The sequence below is a fragment of the Rhodococcus jostii NBRC 16295 genome, assembly GCF_001894825.1.
GTDB lineage: Bacteria > Actinomycetota > Actinomycetes > Mycobacteriales > Mycobacteriaceae > Rhodococcus_F > Rhodococcus_F jostii.
In genome coordinates, this window is the sequence record NZ_BCWY01000017.1 from 59304 (window position 1) to 81703 (window position 22400).

At 68.2% G+C, this 22400-nt stretch carries 17 protein-coding genes; 13 read left to right on the forward strand and 4 right to left on the reverse strand.

The features are described from left to right. Position 1 precedes the first annotated feature (1 nt). A complete protein-coding gene (locus tag RJ1_RS13790) occupies positions 2-2911 on the reverse strand; it encodes an FAD-binding and (Fe-S)-binding domain-containing protein (RefSeq protein ID WP_073360697.1) in 2910 nt (969 codons plus the stop codon). Positions 2912-3048: 137 nt separating this feature from the next. Between RJ1_RS13790 and RJ1_RS13795 the strand changes: the two genes are divergently transcribed. Next, entirely contained in the window at positions 3049-3753 is a 705-nt protein-coding gene (locus RJ1_RS13795) for a DUF998 domain-containing protein (protein WP_240320001.1), read from the forward strand. Further along, positions 3753-4535 (forward strand): DUF427 domain-containing protein, encoded by a 783-nt coding sequence (locus tag RJ1_RS13800; RefSeq protein WP_073360698.1) that lies wholly within the window; start codon positions 3753-3755, stop codon positions 4533-4535. Before RJ1_RS13795 ends, RJ1_RS13800 begins: the two co-directional genes overlap by 1 nt. Positions 4536-4537: 2 nt before the next feature. Here RJ1_RS13800 and RJ1_RS13805 read toward each other — a convergent pair whose 3' ends face one another. Continuing rightward, entirely contained in the window at positions 4538-5836 is a 1299-nt protein-coding gene (locus RJ1_RS13805; RefSeq protein WP_073360700.1) for an NtaA/DmoA family FMN-dependent monooxygenase, read from the reverse strand. A 92-nt stretch (positions 5837-5928) separates the two neighbouring features. On the opposite strand from RJ1_RS13805, the gene RJ1_RS13810 reads away from it, so the two are divergent. Then, a complete protein-coding gene (locus tag RJ1_RS13810; protein WP_073360702.1) occupies positions 5929-7440 on the forward strand; it encodes an ATP-dependent DNA ligase in 1512 nt (503 codons plus the stop codon). An 83-nt stretch (positions 7441-7523) separates the two neighbouring features. Next, complete coding sequence (locus tag RJ1_RS13815; protein ID WP_073360803.1) at positions 7524-8021, forward strand: hypothetical protein; 498 nt, start codon at positions 7524-7526, stop codon at positions 8019-8021. A 6-nt stretch (positions 8022-8027) separates the two neighbouring features. On the opposite strand, the gene RJ1_RS13820 is transcribed toward RJ1_RS13815, so the two are convergent. Continuing rightward, positions 8028-8510: a VOC family protein gene (locus tag RJ1_RS13820; RefSeq protein ID WP_073360802.1), complete on the reverse strand. Its 483-nt coding sequence runs from the start codon at positions 8508-8510 to the stop codon at positions 8028-8030. A gap of 96 nt (positions 8511-8606) precedes the next feature. Here RJ1_RS13820 and RJ1_RS13825 point away from each other — a divergent pair, with 96 nt between their 5' ends. Then, the gene (locus RJ1_RS13825) at positions 8607-9335 is read left to right on the forward strand and encodes an SDR family NAD(P)-dependent oxidoreductase (protein ID WP_073360703.1); all 729 of its coding nucleotides are present in this window, start codon (positions 8607-8609) and stop codon (positions 9333-9335) included. Here RJ1_RS13825 and mddA read toward each other — a convergent pair whose 3' ends face one another. Next, positions 9336-10118 carry a methanethiol S-methyltransferase gene (gene mddA, locus RJ1_RS13830; protein WP_073360705.1) on the reverse strand — a complete coding sequence of 261 codons (783 nt, stop codon included), beginning with the start codon at positions 10116-10118 and terminating at the stop codon, positions 9336-9338. Positions 10119-10252: 134 nt separating this feature from the next. Here mddA and RJ1_RS13835 point away from each other — a divergent pair, with 134 nt between their 5' ends. From RJ1_RS13835 to RJ1_RS13870, 8 genes are all read left to right on the forward strand, one after another. Beyond that, positions 10253-13468: a DEAD/DEAH box helicase gene (locus RJ1_RS13835; protein WP_073360805.1), complete on the forward strand. Its 3216-nt coding sequence runs from the start codon at positions 10253-10255 to the stop codon at positions 13466-13468. 85 nt (positions 13469-13553) lie between these two features. Further along, positions 13554-14873, forward strand: a complete 1320-nt coding sequence (locus RJ1_RS13840; RefSeq protein ID WP_240319747.1) for a DUF2786 domain-containing protein — start codon at positions 13554-13556, stop codon at positions 14871-14873. A 45-nt stretch (positions 14874-14918) separates the two neighbouring features. After that, a complete protein-coding gene (locus RJ1_RS13845; protein ID WP_073360712.1) occupies positions 14919-16415 on the forward strand; it encodes a DUF3375 domain-containing protein in 1497 nt (498 codons plus the stop codon). After that, positions 16412-17017: a DUF4194 domain-containing protein gene (locus RJ1_RS13850; protein ID WP_073360713.1), complete on the forward strand. Its 606-nt coding sequence runs from the start codon at positions 16412-16414 to the stop codon at positions 17015-17017. The genes RJ1_RS13845 and RJ1_RS13850 overlap by 4 nt, the downstream gene beginning before the upstream one ends. Continuing rightward, positions 17014-20301 (forward strand): ATP-binding protein, encoded by a 3288-nt coding sequence (locus RJ1_RS13855; RefSeq protein ID WP_073360724.1) that lies wholly within the window; start codon positions 17014-17016, stop codon positions 20299-20301. The genes RJ1_RS13850 and RJ1_RS13855 overlap by 4 nt, the downstream gene beginning before the upstream one ends. Further along, a complete protein-coding gene (locus RJ1_RS13860; protein ID WP_073360726.1) occupies positions 20298-21449 on the forward strand; it encodes a DUF3322 domain-containing protein in 1152 nt (383 codons plus the stop codon). The genes RJ1_RS13855 and RJ1_RS13860 overlap by 4 nt, the downstream gene beginning before the upstream one ends. 44 nt (positions 21450-21493) lie before the next feature. Further along, entirely contained in the window at positions 21494-21910 is a 417-nt protein-coding gene (locus RJ1_RS13865; RefSeq protein WP_073360728.1) for an acyl-CoA thioesterase, read from the forward strand. A 44-nt stretch (positions 21911-21954) separates the two neighbouring features. After that, positions 21955-22386, forward strand: coding sequence for a hypothetical protein (locus RJ1_RS13870; protein ID WP_083400469.1), 432 nt, complete (start codon positions 21955-21957; stop codon positions 22384-22386). Positions 22387-22400: the final 14 nt, after the last annotated feature.

A 22400-nucleotide genomic window follows, 5' to 3' on the forward strand; every position in this document is an offset into this window, starting at 1 on the left:
GTCAGTCTCCGCTCTGGTGTTCGGTTTTCGACGGCGGTGCGGGATCGAGCAGCTGGGCGAGATGTTTCGACGATCGGTCCGGTTCGAGTTGCCGCACCTGCATGTGGCAGCTGAAGCCGTCCGTGAGTACGACTGCGTCTTCGGGACTGTCGCGGAGGGCGGGGGCGAGTGCCTGCTCCGCGACCTGCATGCTGAGGTCGTAGTGGTCGGCCTCGAATCCGAAGTTTCCTGCGACGCCGCAGCATCCGGTGGCTTCCCGCACGCGCGGCACCCCGACCGCTTGTAGCGCCTTCCGCTGGCTGGCGGCGCCGAACACGGCGTATTCGTGGCAGTGGGTCTGCACGGTGACGTCTTCGGGCACCGGCACGCTGGGGCTCCATCCGGCTTCGGTGCGCTCGAGCACGGCGCCGGCGAAGCTCCGGATCCGGGCGGCGACGCGTCGTGCGGCGTCGGTGTGGACGAGTTCGGGGAGGTCCTTGCGGAACGCGGCAGCGCAGCTCGGTTCGAGGACGACGATGGGCCGGTCGGTGCCGTCGTCGAGGAGTTCGGCAGCCTTGGCGAGGGTCTTCTGTGCTTGCTTGAGCTGTCCGGTGGAGATCCAGGTGAGCCCGCAACACACGTCGCTGCGGCACTGCGAGCTGAGGCCGGCCTCGGTGAGCACCCGGGACGCGGCCCCGACCACCTCCGGACGAAATCCGCGGGTGAACGTGTCGGCGAGCAGCACGACGTCCGCGGTGGCGTTTCCCGACGTGTCCCCGACTTCGCGTCGGATCTGCTTGCGGGACGCGAACTCCGGCATCGACCGGTGCGGGGTGAGCCCACCGAGCTTGGCCGCGACCTTCGCGAGCCGGCCGGCGGTCAGCCGGTTCACCACGGGCGCCGACCGTTCCGCGATCCGCAGCCACACCGGCAGCCAGCCGAGGGAGTAGTGCGACAGCGGACGCACCCGTCCGCGGTAGTGGTGGTCGAGGAATTCGGATTTGTAGGTGGCCATGTCGACGCCGACCGGGCAGTCGGTGGAGCAGGCCTTGCAGGACAGGCAGAGGTCGAGGGATTCCTTGACGTCCTCGGACCGCCAGCCGTCGGCGACGGTCGGCGAGTTGCGGACCATCTCCTGCAGCGCGCGGGCGCGGCCGCGGGTGGAGTCCTTTTCGTCGCCGGTCGCGCGGAAGCTGGGGCACATCACGCCACCCGTCGACGCGCGGCAGCGGCCGACGCCGATGCAGCCCTGGACGGCGTGGACGAACGGCGCGACCGGGACGTCGCTGGTGGGGGTGAGATCGAAACTGGTCTGCCACGCCCGCGGATTCACGCCGTCGAGGGCGAGGCTCCCCAGCAGCGGTTCGGGGTCGACGATGCTGCCCGGGTTCAGCACGGCCGCCGGATCCCACAGCCGTTTGAACGTGGCGAACGCCGCCATCATGGTGGGCGTGTACATGATCGGTAGCAGCGCCGACCGTGCGCGGCCGTCGCCGTGCTCCCCCGACATCGAGCCCCCGAACCGCACGCACAGTTCGGCGGCGCGGTGGATGAACCGCGACATCACGTCCCGGCCCTCGTCGGTGCGCTGGTCGAAGTTGATGCGGATGTGCATGCACCCGGCGCCGAAGTGCCCGTACATGACGCCGGTCAGGCCGAATTCGGCGAGCAGTGCCTTGATGTCGACGAGGTAGTCGGCCAGCTGGTCGGGTGCGACGGCGGAATCTTCCCAGCCCGTCCAGGATTCGCCGCCCTCGACGAGCCGGGCGGACAGTCCGGCGCCGTCCTCGCGGACCCGCCACAGCGACGCGCGTTCGGCCGGATCGCCGACCACCCGCGCGTCGACGAGGCGTCCGGCCGCACGCAGCTTCGACACCAGTTCCGCCCCGCGCAGTTCCACCTCGGCGAGGTCGTCGCCGTCGAGGTCGACGTACAGCCACGCCTCGCCGTCGGGCAGTCCCACCACGGAGTCGGCGCCGCGCAGGTGCCGCATGGTGTCGACGATCGCCGAGTCGATGCCCTCGATCGCGGCCGGGGAGTAGTCCAGGATGATCGCGTTGTCGCGGGCCGCGTCCACCAGGTCGCGGTAGCCGAGGCACAGCAGCATCGCCGCGGGCGGCACCGGCACCAGCGCGACGGTCGCGGCCACGATCACCGCGCACGTCCCCTCGCTACCGACGAGGGCGCGGGCCACGTCGAAGCCGTTCTCGGGCAACAGGTTCGCCAGATGAAAACCGGACACCTGCCGCGGGATCCGGCCGAGCTCGAGCCGGAAGTCGCCGAGATGCCCTTGCGTCAGCTCGTCGAGTCCGGCGGAGATCCGCGCGGCCTCGCTCACCGCCGACGAGTCGTCCGGGTCGGTGGCACGCAGCCCGTCGCGGGTGGCGGTCAGCCGGTGCCCGCTGGCGGTCACGAGTTCGAGCGCGACGACGTGATCCGACGTGCGGCCGTACCGCACGGAGTGGTTCCCGCAGGCGTCGTTGCCGATCGCACCGCCGACGGTCGCGCGGGACTTGCTGGACGGGTCGGGCGCGAAGGTGAACGCGCCGTCCGTCGCCAGCTGCACGTCCTTCTGCAGGTCCGTCAGCACGATGCCGGGTTCGACGACGGCGGTGCGGGCGGACGCGTCGACGGCCCGCACCCGGTTCATGTGCCGGGAGAAGTCGAGCACCACCCCCCTGCCGATCGCGTTGCCCGCGAGCGAGGTGCCGCCGCCGCGGCTGGTGACGGGGATGCCGCGGTCGGTGCACGCCCTCACGATCGCCACCACGTCGGCGGCGGTGCGCGGAAACGCCACGGCCAGCGGCGGCACCCGGTAGTTGGAGGCGTCGAAGGAGTATTCGGCCCGCCGACGCGATCCGGTGTCGAGGTCGACGCCCAGCTCGGCGAGGTCGGCGTGCAGGTCGGCGGCGGGACGTGTCAGCTCAGCCACGCGCCGCCGTGTCCCGTCTCTTCGGAGTCAGCTTCCGGATTCGTCGTCAGCGGGGCCATGGCTACATGGTCGAGCCGCTCCCGAAGATTGTCAACAATCCACTCCGTGAGCCGGTACGGTACGGAGGGGTGAGCGTCGTGCGAACGTCTTCTCCCCCGCAGCGACTGTCGGCTGTGCGGGTGGGCGGCGCCGCGTGGGTGCTGATCGCCCTGTACTTCGTCGCGGAGGCCGTAACCGCGGGCGCCTGGCCGCGGCCGTACGTGGTGCGGACCAGTTCGGTCAGCAATCTGGGTGTCACGGGCTGCGACGGTTCCGCGGCCCAGGTCGCCGCCGTCCGGCTCTGCTCGCCGCTGCACGCGGTGATCAACAGCGCGTTCATCCTGACGGGGGTGCTCATTCTCGTGGGGGCGGTGTGCCTGCGCGGGTTCCTCCCACGCGGACGCATCCGACGCGCCGCGCTGGCACTGCTCGGCCTGGCCGCGGTCAGCGCCGCGCTGACGGGTTTCATCCCGATCAACGTGGACGCCCACCTCCACCAGATCGTCGCGACCCCGACGTTCGTCGCGCGCAACGCCGCGATGGCCGTCGTCGCAATCGGGCTCTACCCACGGTGGCGAGCCTTCGCCCTGTGGACCGGTCTCTGCAGCGTCGTCGGGATCCTCGGCATGGCGGCGATCCTCCTGCCCGGCGCGCCGTTCGGCCTCACCGAACGCAGTGCGCTCTACCCGTTCACGGTGTGGGCCGTGACCGCCGGGGTCGCGGCGCTCCGCACCCGTGCGTGGTCGACGAGTCCAGAGACTCCTCAACCACGCACGGGCGCCGGAAGTGCCACCATGGAGTGATGTCCACAGCTCTCACGCATGCCGCCGCTGTCCAGCAGTCCGCGGAGAACGGCCGCGTCGCGATCGAACCCAATCACAAGCGCATTCGGGTGTTCTTCGGCGGCCAGGCTGTCGCCGACACCACCCGGTCGGTGTACCTGTTCGAGAAGGGGCACCTGCCCGTCTACTACATTCCCCGCGAGGACGTGAACTTCGCCCTCCTCGAGCCCGTCGACGCGTCCACGACCTGCCCGTGGAAGGGCAAGGCGCGGTACTGGGATCTCGTCGTCGGTGACCGTCGCGCGGAGCAGTCGGTGTGGGGGTACGACGTCCCGTTGGACGACTCCCTCGACCTCAGCCCGTACGTCGCGTTCTACTGGCACCGGATGGACGCCTGGTACGAGGAGGATCAGCAGGTGTTCGTCCACGCCCGCGACCCATATGTCCGCGTCGACGTGCTGCCGTCGTCGCGGCACGTGGAGGTCTACATCGGGGACACGCTGGTGGCCGACACGGTCCGGCCGCGACTGCTGTTCGAGACGTCACTGCCGGTGCGCTACTACATTCCGCGCATCGACGTGCGGTCCGAATTCTTCACCGCCTCCGACACGCGGACGTCCTGCCCGTACAAGGGGACGGCGTCGTATCTGTCGTTCACCGGGTCGGGCGGCTCCGAGCCCGTCGACGATGCCGCCTGGTTCTACCCGTTCACCACCGCCGAGGCGTCGGGCATCGACGACCACCTGTCGTTCTACCCGGATCGCGTGCGGATCGTCGTCGACGGCACGCCGGTGGAGAACTGACGTCAGTCCCGAGGGGGCAGCGGCGGTAGTTCCAGATTGTCGCGGAACGTGCCGCCCACGTAGTCGTCACCGACGATTCCGCGCCGCCGCAGTTCGGGGAGCAACCCGTTGACGACGAAGTCACGGGTCCGCTCCTCGGCGAGTCCGCCGAGGGAGATGACGTCGAGAACACCCGCGTCGTAGCGTTCCTGCACGGCGTCGGCGAGTTGCTCGGGGGTTCCGGCGACCGCCCAGTGACCGGTGTCCTTGGACGCGATGATCAGCTCGCGCAGCGTCCGCCCGGTCGCGGCGAGCCGGCTGAAGATCTCGACCCGGCCGCGGCGGCGGTTCACCGACCGCACGTCGGGCAGCACGTCCGCCGGGATCGGTGTGTCGAGCGGCAGCCCGGACAGGTCGACGTCGCCGCCGAGCATGTCCTCGAGCCGGATCCGGCCCGCGTCGAGGTCCGTCGCCTCCTCCTGTTCCCGGACCAGCCGCCGCACTTCCGCCTCGGACGCACCGTAGGTGGCGTGGAACGAACTCATGATGAGCGGCAGTCCGTCGGCGCGGCCGAGTTCGGTGGCGCGGGCCCGGATGCTCTTGGTGTAGGTGACGGCGTCCTCGAGCGTGGGCAGCGACGTGAACACGACTTCCGCGAAGCGGGCCCCGAGTTCCAGGCCGGCCGCGGATTGCCCGGCCTGGAATTGCACGGGTCGACGCTGCGGCAGCGGCGGGATGTTCAGTGGACCCTTCACCGTGAAGTATCTGCCGGCGTGGTCTATCGGTCGCACCCGGTCGGCGTCGAGCGTGGCGCCCCCGGCACCGTCGGACGTGAGCGCCCCGGGTTGCCAGCTGTCGAACAGTGAGTTGATCACTTCGAGGGATTCCGTGGCCCGGGCGTACCGTTCCTCGGGGCTGGGCAGGTCCTGGTCGCTGTAGTTCTCCTCCCCCAGCGACGACGTCACGGCGTTCCAGGCGGCGCGGCCGTTGCTCACGTGGTCGAGGGTGCCGAACAGCCGCGCGAGGTTGTACGGGTGGTGGAATGTGGTGGTCACCGTCGCGATCAGCCCTACGTGCGAGGTGACGGCGCTCAGTGCCGACAGGAAGATCAGCGGTTCCTGCGCGCCGATCGCGCCCTGGGCCCCAAAACTCAGCAAGTCGGCGGCGAACAGTGCGTCGAACTTGTTCGCCTCCGCGACCTTCGCGATCTCGATCGACGACGCGACGGTCGACTGCTGCGGATCGATGGCGGCGGCATAGGTGCTCACGGCGCCGCTGACTCCCGTGACCGTCTTCAGCGGCCGGCGACGTGGGGTGCTCATCGTCGAAGCCTAGGAACGACGGCCGGGTCGGCCCATCCTTTCGATCAGGCGGATTCTGACCGCCCACCACACCGTCCGGCTACCGTCGGGGTGTGCTGTTCTCGCAAATCGTCGCGACGTCACGAGAGGTGGGTGCCACCCGGTCGCGCAAGGTGAAGGTCGGGGCGCTCCGCGAGGTCCTCACCCGGCTGGAGCCGTCGGAGGTGGAACCGGTGGTCGCGTGGCTGTCCGGGGAGCTTCGGCAGGGCCGGATCGGAATCGGCTGGCGGACAGTCGCGGACATCCCGGCCACACCCGCCGACGACGCGACCGTCACCGTGTCCGAGGTCGACGGGACCATCTCCGCCGTCGCCGAGGTCTCCGGCTCCGGATCGGCCGCACGCCGGCGCGACCTGCTCGCGGAACTGTTCGCCCGCACCACCACCGACGAACGAGACTTCCTGCTGCGCCTGCTCACCGGCGACCTTCGCCAGGGCGCCCTCGAGGGGGTGATGACGGACGCAATCGCGGCGGCCGCCGATCTGCCGGTCGAGCCGGTGCGCCGGGCGTTCATGTTGTCGGGACGTCTGCCCGCGACCGCGGTCGCGGCGTTCGACGGCGGGGTCGACGCGCTCACCGCATTCCGGCTGGAGGTGGGCCGCCCGGTCCGGCCGATGCTCGCCTCCCCGGCCGAATCGCTCGCCGACGCGTGGACCGAACTGGGCGGCGACGTCAGCGTCGAATACAAACTCGACGGGGCGCGGATCCAGGTGCACCGCAACGGCGACGAGGTGCGGATCTTCACCCGCACCCTGCGTGAGATCACCGGCAGCGTGCCGGAACTCGTCGAACTCGTGGTGAACCTGCCGTGCACGTCGGCGGTGTTCGACGGGGAGACGCTGGCCCTCACCGACAGTGGCCGGCCCCGCCCGTTCCAGGAGACGATGAGCCGCTTCGGCGCCGAATCGTCCCGCGAGCTGCTGCTGCACCCGTACTTCTTCGACTGCCTGCACCTCGACGGCGTCGACCTGCTGGACGCACCGCTGGAGGAGCGGTTGGCCGCCCTGGAACGGGTTGCCCCACAACACCGCATCCCCGGGCTGATCCGACCTGACGCCGACGGCGCCGCAACGCATTTCGACAACGCGCTCGCCGCCGGTCACGAGGGCGTGATGGTCAAGTCGCTCACCGCACCGTATGCGGCGGGCCGGCGCGGCCGCGCGTGGCAGAAGGTGAAACCGGAGCACACCCTCGACCTGATCGTGCTCGGCGCCGAGTGGGGGTACGGGCGGCGCACCGGCTACCTGTCGAACCTGCACCTCGGGGCGCGCGACCCGGACGGCGGCGATCCGATCATGGTGGGCAAGACGTTCAAGGGTCTCACCGACGCGCTGCTGCAGTGGCAGACGGACGAATTCCCGCGCCACGAACGCACGCGCGACGACCACACCGTGTACCTGCACCCCGACCTCGTCGTGGAGATCGAACTCGACGGCGTCCAGGTGAGCTCCCGCTACCCGGGCGGGCTCGCGTTGCGGTTCGCGCGCGTCCTGCGGTACCGCCCCGACAAGACGGCCGCCGACGCCGACACGATCGACGCCGTCCGGGCGCTGCTGCCGGGGTGAGATCGCTCGTCCTGCGAGGCGAGCGCGTGCACGGTAACCTCCCCGGCACAGAGAGGGCGCCGCGCGGTGAGGGGGTCGGCTGGATGACGTTCGTTTCCCGCTTCGTGCCCTCGTGCGCCACCCCGGTGGTCGCGTTCGTCGAGGGCACGTTCCACAGAGCGGCCGCGGCCGCCGAGGGGCCCGTCCGCGTCGCCGTCTGCACCGTCACGGTGCCGATCGAGGTGGCGAAGACGTCGTTCCACATCCTCCGGCTCACCGAGGAACTCCTCGAGGAGGTCGTGTTCCTGCTGCGGACCATGCGGCCGGTGGTCGAGGCGGTGAGCACCACCCAGCAGTCCGACAATTTCGACACGATGTTCCGGACACTCGAACAGATCCAGCAGTCGGCCGACGCGATCGCCCGCACACCGATCAACGTCGCGCGGAGTGTGTTCGCCCCGGCCCGCCCCTCGCCCGACCAGGTCGACTACCACCCCACCATCATCGACGCCGAGCCGCCGACACCACCCGGACTGGCGGTCCGGATCGCGTCCATCACCGTGACGGCGCCGCGCATCACCTTCGGCAGGCCGAATCGCTGACCCAGGTTACCGTCCGGGGAAGAAGTCCGCGCTCTGCACGTAGTCCATCGCGGCGGTGAAGATCGGGTCACTCATGCGCCGCGTGATCTCCGCCTCGTCGACGTCCTCAATGTGGGTCTGAACCCACCAGAGATTGCCGAACGGATCGCGGACGCGCCCGACGACGTCGCCCCAGAACAGGTGCGTCGCCTGCGTGACCAGCGTGCCGCCGGCGGTGACGGCCCGGGCGAGCACCGCCTCGGCGTCGTCGACGTACAGGCGGAGGAACCCGGGCGTCGGCGGCCAGTCGGGTCGCGCGTCGAACATCATCACCACGGCGTTCCCGATCCGCACCTCGGCGTGCCCGATGGTGCCGTCCTCGGCCACCATCCGGCCGAGTTCCTCGCCGTCGAATGCCGCCTTCACGTAGTCGATGAGCGCGGCCGTGTCGCGGGAGATGATCCACGGCGTCACGGTCGTGTAGCCCTCGGGAATCGGATTGACGGTCATGCGGTCCTCCTGCGTCGGCGAATCGGATGCGTTCACCGTAGAACCGATAGCGGTCAACCCCGGTCCTCGTTTGGACCGCCCCGATACGCTCATAGCGTGAGCGAACACATCCTCGTCACCGGTGGATCGCGCGGCATCGGCGCCGCCGTGGTGCGCCTCGCCGTCCACCGCGGCTATGAAGTCACGTTCACCTTCCAGAACGACGCGGAGGCCGCCGAACACCTCTTGCACCAGTGCGGCATCCGCGCCACCGCGGTGCGTGCCGACGTGCGCGACGCCGCCCTCGCCGCCGCCGTCGTGGGCGCGGCCGACGAGCGCGGGCAACTCACCGCGGTGGTCAACAACGCCGGGACCACCGGCCCGCTCGGCACGTTCCTCACCACTCCGGACGCGACGCTGCGGGAGGTGTTCGACGTCAACGTCTTCGGTGCCATGAACTACGCCCGCGCGGCGGCGGAGCACTGGATCCGGGAGGGGCGTCCCGGCGTCATCGTCAACCTCAGCTCGGTCGCGGCCGGAACCGGGGCACCGGGCGAGTACGTCGGGTACGCGGCGTCGAAGGCCGCCGTCGACAGTGTCACGACGGGACTCGGGCGGGAACTGGCGAGCGCGAACATCCGGGTCGTCGGCATCGCACCCGGTACGACGGACACCGACATCCACGCGGCCGCGGGCGACCCGGGACGGCCCGACCGAGTGACCCGGAAGGTGCCACTCGGCCGGGTCGCGCAGCCCGAGGAGATCGCCGAAGCGGTGCTGTGGGCCCTGTCCCACCAGGCGTCCTACGTCACCGCCACCACCATCGCCGTCGCCGGCGGTCTGTAACTACCGTGGTTGTACGCCGCACCTCGGGACGAGCATCGGCACCCGCTTGCGGTAGCTGCGGTAGTCGTCGCCGAACGTATCAACCAGATCGTGTTCCTCGAAACGCACCGCGACCAGGATGAAGCCGGTGGTCCCGACGGCGAACAGCAGCCGGCCCCAGGTCATCGTCGGCGCCACCCAGAACGCGATGATGAAACCGGCGTACAGCGGATGCCGGATCACCCGGTACAGCACAGGTGTCCGAAAGTGGCTGGGCAGAGCCGACTTCCCGCTCTGATTGCGCAGCACCTGGCGCACCCCGAACAGATCGAAGTGGTCGATGGCGAACGTCGCGGCCAGCACGAGGGCCCATCCGCCGAGCGACACGGCGAAGATTGCGACGCGGACCCAGCTCGTCTCAACGTCCCAGATCTGGTCGGGCAGCGGACGCCATTGCCACATCATCAGCGCCAGCGCGGCCGTCGCGAACAGGACGTAGGTCGAGCGCTCCATCGGTTCCGGGACGATCTTCGTCCAGCGTTTCTTGAACCAGGGCCTGGCCATCACCGAATGCTGCATCGCGAAGACCATGAGTAGCGCCACGTCGACGACCACGGCGACGGCTACGGGGGCGTCGGGTCCGTCGTTGATCGTGTGGGGCACGACGAGGCCCTCGACCCATCCGATCGCGTACAGGAACACGATCAGGAACGTGGCGTAGGCGACCACTCCGTACGCGGTGATGAGGGTGCGGGCGACCCCACGTGTGTGCGGCGTCCGCGGTGTTTCGACCATCTCGGCCATGGTGTTCTCTCCGATCGCTGGGTTTCCCCCGATGCACCGAAGTCTCCGATCGGGCGCGGTGCGGAACAAGGAACCCTGGGGTGGGAGTGACCGCACCCCGCAACCGTGTCGGAACGCTTGACTACCCTGTGGGCATGCTGCCCGGGGAGTTCCGCCACATCGACGTGTCGTCGATCAAGGCGGTGCTCGGCACCACCACCTACACCCGCGGCGAGCAGTACGCCCGCGACCACGCGGTGATCCAGATGTCGTGGGATTCGGCAGCCAAGGAGCTGTGGGGCGAGGTGGCGGGCACGGCGAGGGAGCCGTACTCGGCGTCGGCGTTCGTCGCATCCGTTCCCGGCCGCACGGTGTACCGGTACGGAATCTGCACGTGTCCGGTCGGGATGAACTGCAAGCACGTCGCGGCCCTGCTGATCACGGCGATGAGGCAGGCGACGGCGCAGACGCAGGCGCCGGTCGCAGCCACTTGGGACCGATCACTGAGCTCCCTGCTCACCCCGGCCGATCCGTTCGGCGATTCCGGCCGCCGTTCGCCGCTCGCCATCCAGTTCCGGGTCCAGACGTCGGCCGGAGACTCGGCACCTCAGCTGCTGGTGAAGCCGGTCCAGCCCGGTTCGAAGGGCTGGATCGTCGGCGGGCTGGCGTGGAACAAGCTGGGCAGCCACTTCCAGCATCCCGCCGAGCAGATCCGGGTGCTGCACGAGATCCATCTACTGGCCGGCGGGGGCATGAACTACCGCCGGCAGAACCACACCGACCTCGACCTCAGCGTCTTTCCCAGCCGCCAGCTGTGGTCACTCCTCGACGAGGCTGCCAGGGTGGGTGTCGAGCTCCTCCACTCCTCGAAGCGTCTGGGCGCACTCGCCCCCTACCGCTCGGCCGAGATCTGCTTCGACGTCACCCGGGACCACGACATCGACGCGCTGGTCGTGCAAGCGGTGATCGTCGTGGACGGCGAGCGGGTCGACACGTCGACCGTGGGCTTCATCGGGCTCCGGGCGCACGGCCTGTTCTACGTCGACGCCGACGAGCGCATTCAGCTCGCCCGGCTCGGCTCCCCCGCACCCGCAGCCCTGCAGGACCTGACGCGCCGCCGCACCCGCATCGAGGTTCCCGACTTCGAGGAGCCCCGGTTCCTGACGGACTTCCTGCCGAAGCTGCGCAACCTGGCCACCCTGATCTCCTCGGACGGCTCGTTCGTCCCACCCGAGATCTCCGAGCCCACCCTCGTGCTGCGGGCGGCGTACCTCCCCGACCACGAGGTCACCGTCGACTGGGAATGGCTGTACACCGTCGGCGACAACGAGCACCGGGCCCCGCTCGCCACGCGAACCCCCGGTGACGACTACCGCGACGACACCCGCGAACAAGCACTGCTCGACGCACTCGACATCGCCTGGGAGCGCTACGGTTTGGGGTCGAACACCCCGGAGGCGTCCGCGTTGCGCGGACTCGACACCATGCGGTTCACCACCGAGGTCCTGCCCCTGCTCGAAGGCAAGACCGACGTGGCCGTCGACATCTCCGGTGAGCGCGCCGACTACCGCGAAGCCGGCGATTCACTCGCCATCGGGGTCTCCACCACGCCGTCCACCGGCAGCACCGACTGGTTCGACCTCGGCGTCACCCTCACCGTGGAGGGCCGGGACGTCCCGTTCGACCAGGTCTTCTCGGCGCTGACCGCGGGCAAGACCGAACTGCTGCTGCCCGACGGCGCCTACTTCTCCCTCGACAAGCCCGAACTCCACACGCTGCGAAGACTGATCGACGAGGCGCGCGCCCTCCACGACCGCGCCGACCGGACGTTGCGGCTCAGCCGGTTCCAGGCGAGCCTGTGGGACGAGTTCGCCACCCTCGGCACCGTCGAGCGGCAGGCGAAGGCGTGGCGGCAGCAGGTGGACGGCCTGCTGGCACCGGGCACCGTCCACCACGTCGACGCCCCGAGCACACTCGACGCCCAGCTGCGCCCCTATCAGCTGGAGGGGTTCCGCTGGCTGGCCTTCCTGTGGGAGCACGGGCTCGGCGGCATCCTCGCCGACGACATGGGGCTCGGCAAGACCCTGCAGGCGCTGGCGCTGATCTGCCATGCGCGGCAGTCGAACCCGGCCGCGCCGCCGTTCCTCATCGTCGCCCCCACCAGCGTGGTGTCGAACTGGGAATCCGAATCCGCGCGCTTCGCCCCCGGCGCGAACGTCGTCGCGATCACCGACACCCGCACCCGCCGACGCGTCCCCCTCGACGAGTTGGTGCGGGGTGCCGACATCGTCGTCACGTCCTACACCCTGTTCCGCCTCGACTACGAGGCGTACGCGGAATGCACGTGGTCGGGGTTGATCCTCGACGAGGCGCAGTTCACCAAGAACCACCAGTCCAAGATCTACCAGTGCGTTCGCCGGCTCGAAGCACCATTCAAGCTGGCGGTCACCGGCACCCCGATGGAGAACAATCTGATGGAGCTGTGGTCGCTGCTCTCCATCACCGCCCCGGGGCTGTTCCCGAATCCGGCCCGGTTCACCGACTACTACCGCAAGCCGATCGAGAAGCAGGGCGACACCGAACTTCTCGCGCAACTGCGCCGCCGCGTCAAACCGCTGATGCTGCGCCGCACCAAAGAGCAAGTGGTGAAGGATCTTCCGGCCAAGCAGGAGCAGGTGCTCGATGTCGATCTGCACCCGCGGCACCGCAAGATCTACGACACGCACCTGCAGCGTGAGCGGCAGAAGATCCTCGGCCTGCTCGCCGACGTCGACAAGAACCGCTTCACCATCCTGCAGTCGCTCACCGTGCTGCGGCAGCTGAGCCTCGACGCCGGACTCGTGGACGACGAGTACGGCGACGTCCCGTCCGCCAAGGTCGACGCGCTGCTCGAACAGCTCGCCGACGTCGTCGCCGGCGGTCACCGGGCGCTGGTGTTCAGCCAATTCACCGGCTTCCTCAGGAAGGTCCGCGACCGCCTCGACGACGCGGGCATCGCGCACAGCTACCTCGACGGCAGCACCCGGCGTCGCGGCGACGTGCTCCGCGATTTCAAGGAGGGCGACGCCCCCGTCTTCCTGATCAGTCTCAAGGCCGGCGGCTTCGGGCTGAACCTCACCGAGGCCGACTACTGCTTCATCCTCGACCCGTGGTGGAACCCGGCCACCGAGGCCCAGGCGGTCGACCGGGCGCATCGCATCGGGCAGACCCGCAACGTGATGGTGTATCGCCTGATCGCGAAGGACACGATCGAAGACAAGGTGATGGCCCTGAAGGCGAAGAAGTCGGCGCTGTTCGCGAGCGTCATGGACTCCGACACCCTGCTCAGCTCCAGCCTCGACGCCGACGACCTCCGCAGCCTGTTCGAGTGACCTCGCGATCGACGCCCGGGGCCTTCGTTGATGTCGGAGAGTCCTGGTAGGAAGATGACTGGTCACACCGAGCGAGGAGGGCGCCGTGAGCCGCAATAGCCAGCAGAACCGTGCCGCACGCAAACGCAAGAAACAGCAGCGTAGCGGCACCCGTCACCATCGTGAGTTCCGTCCCGACTTCGACGCCGAGTCGTTGGTGTTCGCGGGAATCGAGTTCGCTTTCGGGCCGTCGGCGAATGCGGAGTCGCTGCGCCGGACAGTCGGCCAGTTGGCAGAACTCGACGGTTCCGGATCTACGGCCGCCCTCCTGGATCGAGCCTCGCAGATGCTCGACGCGTCGATGGACCACGCGTTCGACTCGGGATGGCAGCCGGCGGAGCTGGTGCACGCGGTGCGCCGGGAGTTCGGTGCGCGCACCGCCCGGCTGACGGTTGCCGCGATCGGCTCGCATGCGAGCCGCACCTCGGCGCACAAGAGCGCCCCGGAGCCGTGGCGCGAGCAGCTCGACGAGCTGAACATCGGCCCGGACGACGCACCTGCCCGCGGTCGACTGTCCGCCTGGCGTGCCGCGGAGAACGCCGAGCCGACGGACACCTGGACGGCGATCCTGTCGCTCCTCGGCTTCTGCAGCTATCTGATCCCCATGACGCCACTGATGGCCACCCCACCGAACTGGGTCGCCGGGGCGGCGGCGTCACGGCCCGCCAAGCACGGTCCCGAACCCAAGGTGCTGTCCCGCATCCGCGGCCTGCTGGCCAAGGCCGAAGCAACCACGTTCGCCGAGGAGGCAGCGACCCTCTCGGCGAAGGCGCAGGATCTCATGACCAGGTATGCGATCGACAGTGCAATGGTCGACGCCGAGGCGCACACCTCACTGAGCGATCAAGTAGTCACGCGCCGATTGCTCGTCGACAACCCGTACCCCGAAGCGAAAGTGCAGTTGCTGAACTGTGTGGCGGACTCCAACAGCGTCCGTGTCCTCTGGCATCAACGATTCGGCCTCGTCAGCATGGTCGGAATGCCGATCGACCTGGACCTGTGCGAAATGCTCTTCACTTCGCTGCTCGTTCAGGCTTCGCACGCGATGAGCGAGGCAGGCGGCGACCGGGTGAAGCGCTCACCCAGCTTCCGCAGATCGTTTCTGCTCGCGTTCGCTTCCCGGATCGGGGAACGGCTGGCGATCGCCCGGGAACAAGCCGGCCGCGACGCATCCAGTCAGTACGGCAAGGAGTTGGTGCCGATCATGACCGAACGCACCGAGGCGGTGGGTTCGGTGTTCGAGAAACAGTTCCCGTCCGTCGTCACGACTTCGCATTCGGTGACCAACGCACACGGTTGGCAGGCGGGGCGCGTGGCCGCAGAGTTGGCAGACCTCAGCGGTGGGCGGGAACGAATCGCCGAATGAGTCAGGGCACGATGTGCCCAGCTCGAAGACAACGAGAGGAAACCGATGTCCATCACCGCCGACGTTCATCGGCTTCTTCGTCTGCGCCAGGACCACGCAGCCTGGACGTTGCTGCGTGCCGATTCCGCGCCGGCAATTCTGGCGCTGTTGGGCCGTCACTTCGAGCATGGGACCCGCCGCCTCCCGGCTCCGGAACTCTTCTCCCGCTTGGACTCCGACCTTCAGACCATGCGCGACGAGGGCCTCGACTTCCCTCGAACCGGTCAGGCGTACTGCACCGACTGGGTGCGGGCCGGTTATCTGCTCCGACGAGCAGCGGCTGGTACCCGTGAGGAGACCCTGGAACCGACGGAGGGCGCGTTCGCCGCGATGGCATTCGTCGCGAGCCTCACCAGTCAGGCGAGTTCGGCAACGGAATCTCGTCTGACCACCCTGTCCACCCAGTTGCAGGCCCTCGCGCGGGATTCCGATCCCCGCGCGGAGACTCGTCTCGCCGCGCTGCTGACCGAACGGTCGTCGATCGATCAGCAGGTCGCAGCGGTGGAGTCGGGAGTCTTCCCAGTCCTCGACGGCGAACGCGCTGTCGAGCGTTCTGCCGAGATTCTCGCGCTGGCCTCGGAGGTCCCCGCAGACTTCGCCCGCGTCCGCGCCGAACTCGAGGAACTCAACCGTGATCTGCGAGCCCGCATCCTCGATGACGACGGTGATCGCGGCGACACTCTGGGAGATGTGTTCCGCGGGGTCGACCTGATCGGAGATTCCGATGCCGGCCGCAGCTTCACTGCCTTCTACGACATGATTCTCGATCCGGCCCGGTCGTCTCAGATCGACGAGTGGATCGATGCAGTGCTGCAGCGGCCGTTCGCCTCCCAATTGACCAACGATCAGAAACGACGGTTCCGCGCGTTACTGACCGAGATGGAAACGGCTGGCTCCGAAGTGCATTCGACGATGACATCCCTGTCCCGGTCGTTGCGTCACTTCGTCCAGTCGCGTCACTACGAGGAACACCGCCGGCTGCAGCGGTTGCTCCGCAGCGCGCAGCAGAGTGCTGTTGCCGTGGCCACACGTCGCCGACCCTACGACCTGCTCGACCTCGAACTGGTACGCGTCGGTATGAGCATCGAATCGGTCGCAGCTCTTCGCCTGCACAACCCCGCCGACAACCTCGTTACCGAACCGGTGCTGACCCACGAAGCCGGGACCGTCGATCTCGACGAACTTCGAGAGCTCGTCCGAGAATCCGAGATCGATATGGACGAACTGTCCGACAACGTCGCGGCAACGCTACGCGCGCACGGTCGCGCCACGATCGGTGACGTCCTGCGCGATTACCCTGCCACTCAAGGTCTCGCGAGTGCGGTGGGATTGATGGTCCTTGCAGCCCATCACGGGCACGCGATCAACGGCACCGAAGACATCCACTGGATCTCGGGAGCCGGAGTATCGCGTCGGGCGACAATTCGTCGTCGCCTGTTCGATCCGGCCGACGACGAGTTCACCACTCGCCCGGCGTTCGAACCGACGGGGAGCTCGACATGAACGACGAGCCGACGACCGGCGGCCATTACCCCGGCGACACCGGCGAACTGGACGTGGAGACGCGGCGCGCACTCGTGCAGCTACTCAAGGGCCCTCTCGTCACCACGGCCAAGCATCCCGAGGTGTGGCGCGCGGTGATCCGGGACGAGCGACTCCTCCGGTCCCGACTCGCCGACGTCTTCCTCGATCTCGTCATCGACGACGAGAACGAGTTGGCGTTCACCCGCCCCGCCGAGACCGGCGATGCCAATACCCCCACGGTGCTGCGCACCGAGCGTCTGACGTTCATGGACACGGTCATGCTGCTCGCATTGCGCCAGCGTCTGCTGCGCGCGCAACCCGGCGAACGGGTGATGGTCGACCTCGACGAACTGCGCGAACAGCTCGAGCTGTATCGCACGGCCGGCGACACCGACCCGGCCGGTTACGCGAAGCGCGTCAACGCGTCGTGGAAGAAGCTCGACAAGTATTCGCTGCTCACGAAGACGTCGACCGACGACCGGATGGAGATCTCCCCGGTGTTGCGGCAGCTGTTCGATGCCGAACAGGTCGCTCTCGTCGAAGTGGAGTTTCGGCGCATTCTCGAGGAGGACACACCGTGATCCATCCCGGTCAACGCCGTCTCGCGCGCGTTCAGGTCGTCAACTGGGGAACGTTGCACGGCCACCACGACCTTTCCGTGGCCCGCAAGGGTTTCCTGATCACCGGCAATTCCGGCTCCGGCAAGTCCACGCTCATCGATGCCATCTCCGCTGTGCTCGTCCCGGGCAATCAGCTGCGGTTCAATGCGGCCGCGCAGGAGGCCACGAACTCGGGACGCAACTTCGTCACGTACATCCGTGGCGCGTGGCGGCGGGAGGCGGGCGCCGACACCGACGGTCTGGTCGCCTCGTACCTGCGCACCGGCGCGACGTGGAGCGGGATCGCCCTGACCTACCGCGCCGGCCCCGACGATCTGCCGATCACCCTCGTCAAGCTCATGCATCTGGGGCGCGGGCAGAACGCCGCAGCGGACGTCACCCACCTCCATCTCATTCTCGAACACGAACTCGACCTGACCGACTTCGCGTCGTTCACGACACGCGGCATCGACACGAGGGCGATCAGGAAGCGGTGGCCGGAGTCGACCGTCAGCCCGGCGTACGGGCCGTTCGCCCGTAGCTTCCGCTCCCGCCTCGGCATCTCCTCGGAGGGCGCTCAGCGCCTGCTGCACCGCACCTTGTCGGCGAAAAGCCTCGGCAGCCTCGACCAGTTGTTCCGCGACTACATGCTCGACACTCCGAACACCTTCGCGATGGCCGAACGCGCGGTCAACCAGTTCCACGACCTGCAGGAGGCGCACCGCGTCGTTGTCGACGCGCGGCGTCAGGTGGAGATGCTCGCACCGCTCGTCGATCTTGCCGACACCCGGCAACGCGGGCTTCAGTCCCTGCGCGACACGGACGAGGAGAACGCGCACCTCGGAGCGGTTCACGCGGAGATGACCTTGTCGCTCCTGCGTGGTGAACGCACCGAACGCCATGCACTGACGCCTCTGCTGGAGGCGGGTGCGAGCGAAGCCACCGCCGCAGCCGAACGTGCACGGCAGGAAACCCTCGATCTGACGATGAAACTCGAGGGAATCGGGGGCGGCAGACTGGCCACCCTCCACGCGCAGCGAGACGCAGAACTGAAGATGTTTGCGCGCGTCCGAACAAGGCGCCAGCAGATCGCCGAGGCGGTGTCGGCCTGGGAAGGAACCGTTCCGGAGACCTCCGAGGAGTTCGCGCGACTGCGTGGGCAACTCGAGGATCAGGTGCATCAGGCGACCACCGCCCACGAGGAACGGCACGGCGCCCGCTACGCGCTCGCCGAACAGCGCGGCACTGCACAGAAGGAGCGCGCGGCGCTGATCACCGATCGCGAGATCGTCGCCCGCAGACGCTCCAACATCGATCCGACTCTGCTCCGCGCGCGCGAGTCGATCTGTTCCGCCGCAGGTGTTCCGGACGACGCGGTGCCCTTCGCCGGCGAATTGATCGCGGTGCGGGACGAATACTCCGAGTGGACCGGACCCATAGAGCGAGTCCTCGGCGGCCTCGGCCGCACCCTCCTCGTCCCGGAAGACGTGTATCCGGCGGTTGCCGCGGCCGTCGATGCCACCCACCTCGGCGCGCGCCTCGTGTATCGCCGAGTACGGGTGGGCGTCACACCGTCGGCGGTGCCGAAGACCGGGACGTCGTCTCTGGTGCGTCGAGTGGAGGTCGCCGACGGTCCGCTCGCCGCGTGGATCCACCACCATCTCGCCGACCGCTACGACTACGCCTGCGTCGACACCGCTGCCGGCTTCGCGGATCACGTCCGCGCCGTGACACGCGCCGGGCAGGTCAAACACTCCGCCGAGCGACACGAGAAGGACGACCGCAGCCGCATCGACGATCGCCGGCGGTGGGTTCTCGGATTCGACAACGAAACCAAGCTGGAGGACATTCGCCGACGAATCGCGGACCTCGACGCCACGATCGCAGGTGCGACGAGCCGACTCGACGCGCTGGACCGGGAGGATCAGCAGATCGCCGTGCAGAACCGCGCAGCACAGACAGTCCTCGATGCGCAGTGGGCGGACGTCGACGTGAGCGGTGCGCAGGCTGCCGTCGACGCTGTCGACAGCCGTCTCGAATCATGGCAGCAGGACAACCCGGAGCATTCTGCGGTGTCGGTTGCCCTCGAGCTCGCCAAGAAGGCGGAGAACGAGGCCGACGCAGCCCGGCGTCAGGCGGATACTGCGTTGACGGTGCACCGAACGGCGGTGACGGAACTCGAGACGCGGATCGCGCAGGCCGAACTCGACGCGGATGACGCGGCTCCCGATGCTGTCGCCGCGCGGATCAGGGCGCGATTTCAGAAATTCTCGCGCCGGGTGACGTCGGACAACATCGACAAGGCCCTGTTCGAGGTCGGCCAGGGCATCGGCAAAGACAGGGCCGAGGCGCAGAACGCGGTGTCCGCCGCCGACGCGTCGATCGTCAGGATTCTCTCCCAATATCTGGCGCGATGGGAGTCCCGCGGCGGTGAGCTGCGGATCGACGCCGAATACGTCGACGACGCACTGACAATCCTCCAGCGCCTGCGCTCCGACGGTCTTCCCCGGTACGAAGATCGGTTCTTCCAGTTGCTGCACGACCAGTCGCACCGCAATATCGGCGAACTCGCTCGCACGATCCGCAAGGCGCCCGCCGAGATCCGTTCCCGCATCGACCCGGTGAACGACTCGCTGCGTCGTTCCGCATTCGACACCGACCGGTGGTTGCGCATCGACGTCCGCGAGCGACGGTCGCCGGCGGCGGCCGATTTCCTCGACGACCTGACCCGGATCACGAGCGGTGGATGGGACATCGAACAGCGTCCCGCGGCCGAGGAACGATTCGAGCGGATGGCGGCTGTGCTGGAGCGCCTGGCGTCGAAGGAACCCGCAGATCAGCGGTGGCAGCGCCAGGTTCTGGACACTCGCCTGCACGTCGGGTTCATCGGCGTGGAGGTCGACGGTGCCGGAGAGGCTCGCAACTATCACGATTCGAGCTCGGGATTGTCGGGCGGTCAGGCACAGAAACTCGTGTTCTTCTGCCTGGCAGCGGCGTTGCGGTATCAGCTCGCCCCCGACGGCGCAGACCTTCCCCGTTACGGCACCGTCATCCTGGATGAGGCGTTCGACCGCGCCGATTCCGCGTACACACGCCGAGCCCTGGATGTATTCGCGCAGTTCGGTTTTCACATGGTGCTCGCTACCCCGCTCAAATTGCTCGGCACCCTCGAGGAGTACATCGGCGGCGCTGCGACCGTGAGCATCCGCGACCGGATGCACACCGAACTCAGCCTCATCGAATTCGACGACGTGGGCGCCACATGAGTGTGCGGTGTGTTCTGCCGCCCGCTGCCGCGGCGAAGGCGCTGACCACCTACAGCAGTCGCCGACGTCGCTGGCTGGCCGACTCCGCACTTGCCGAACAGGATTCGCTGACAGTTGCCCTGCATCCGCCGTCCGAGCACCAGATTGCCGAGGATCCCGACGCGGTGGTCGCGTGGGTCCGCTCCTGGCGCGCCTACACCGGCGCCGGCCACGTGGACTGGGCGATTCGCCGGTGGCCGAGCTTCGGCACACAGGACGTGCCGGTGCGGCTGACACTGGCCGGGGCTGATCAGATTGCGTCCGCGGGTGGCCGCGAAACCGAATGGTGCGCCCTGGTGATGCGTCGTGATGCCCTTGTCGACCGCCTGGGTCCCGGCACCCCGGCGTTGTCGGCGGCGGTTGCCGCGACCGCGGCGAAATGGCACGACCTGGACGACGACGACTTCGTCAGGCTGACAACCATTGCGCGGTGGTTGAGCGACCATCCGAACTCCGGGTATTTCATTCGTCAACTTCCCGTTCCGGGCGTCGACACGAAATGGCTATCGCGTCATCGCGGAATGGTGGAGACTCTGCTCGAGGGCGTTCGCGGCAGCCGGGAACTCGGTATCCGGAGCCTGCCCGGCCTGCGCGACGTCGCACTGTGCGATCCCGAGCTCATGAGCGGAACTCCGAGGCGCTTCGCGACCTCTGTGGAGGAACTCACCGCGTTGCCGCTGACCCCGGCGCGCACCCTCATTCTCGAGAACAAAGAGGGTCTGTATGCGCTACCTCGGCTGGCGGAGACTGTGGCACTGCACGGTGGCGGGTACACGGTTCACGAGTTGGCCGGAATCCCGTGGGTCGTCGACTCGGAGGTCTGGTATTGGGGTGACCTCGACAGTCACGGTTTCGCCATCCTCGACCGTCTGCGCCGACACCTTCCGCACGTGCGGAGTCTGTTGATGGACACGGCCACCCTGGATCGGTGGCGGACTCTCGCGGTCCGCGAGCACAAGCCCACTTTCAACGAGGTCTCTCACCTCACCGAATCCGAAGCCTCCGCTCTGGAGTCGCTGCGCGAGGACGATCTCCGACTGGAGCAGGAACGGATACCCTGGCCGTATGCCCTGGAGAGACTCCTCGCTGCAGTCGGTCCGGGTCGGTAGTCCCCGAGGCGCGGTGGCCGTCGCTCCTGGGTAATGTCCGATCCATGCCTCGTTACACGATTGCCCTGCGGAACAACGCCAGGCCGGATGCGCCGGCGTCCGTGAGCCGCCATGTGCCGTTCTACTGCGCGCATGAGGCGGCGGGCGCGGCGTGGTCCCGGGCGCTCGTCGAGGCGTGCGGCGACCTGCTCGACCCGGTCACGCAGATCGCCGTCGTCAACGTCGTCAGCAACTTCGGGCGCGAGCTGTTCACCGGCGACGCCGACGTCACCGTCACCCTCGACCGCATCGGCGGTACTTCGCTGACCCTCCGGATCACCCTCGAGCAGGACGGCGTGCAGGCCGCGGAGCTCACCGTCGTACTCGTGCACCTCGATTCGAGCCGGCTGAGCTCGGCGCCGTGGTCGCCGGCGCAGATCGACGCGCTCGAGACATTGCGGAGCGCATCGGCTGCGGCCTGACCTCGATCGATCGAAGTTTCAACGACGCCTGATCTGGGCATTTGATGCATATGAGTATCGAAGACGGGCCCGGTGACACGCTGAGCCCCAGCGAGAGCCTGGACTCCGACGACGTGCGGAACAACGACGGCGACGACGTCGTCGATCCGCCCGACGACTGGAGTGAAGCCGACAAATTCGGTACCACGGCACGTGAGGAGCGCGAGGGCGAGTCGCTCGACGAGAAGTTGTCCGAGGAGGAGCCCGATACCCCGCTGGAGGAGCAGCAGGAGGTGTCGATCGCGGATCTGCCCGACGACGAGCTGACTGAGGACGTCGACCGGGTCATCGACGACGAGGAAATCGACATTCCGGTGTTCGGAACCAAGCACGCCTCCGTGGTCGAGGGCGTCATCGTGGAGGACTCGCGCACCGACCGCGGTCAGATCGACGGGTCGGCGGAGGACGGCGACTCGTTCTTCACGGTCCTCGACTGACCGCCGCGCCCGAA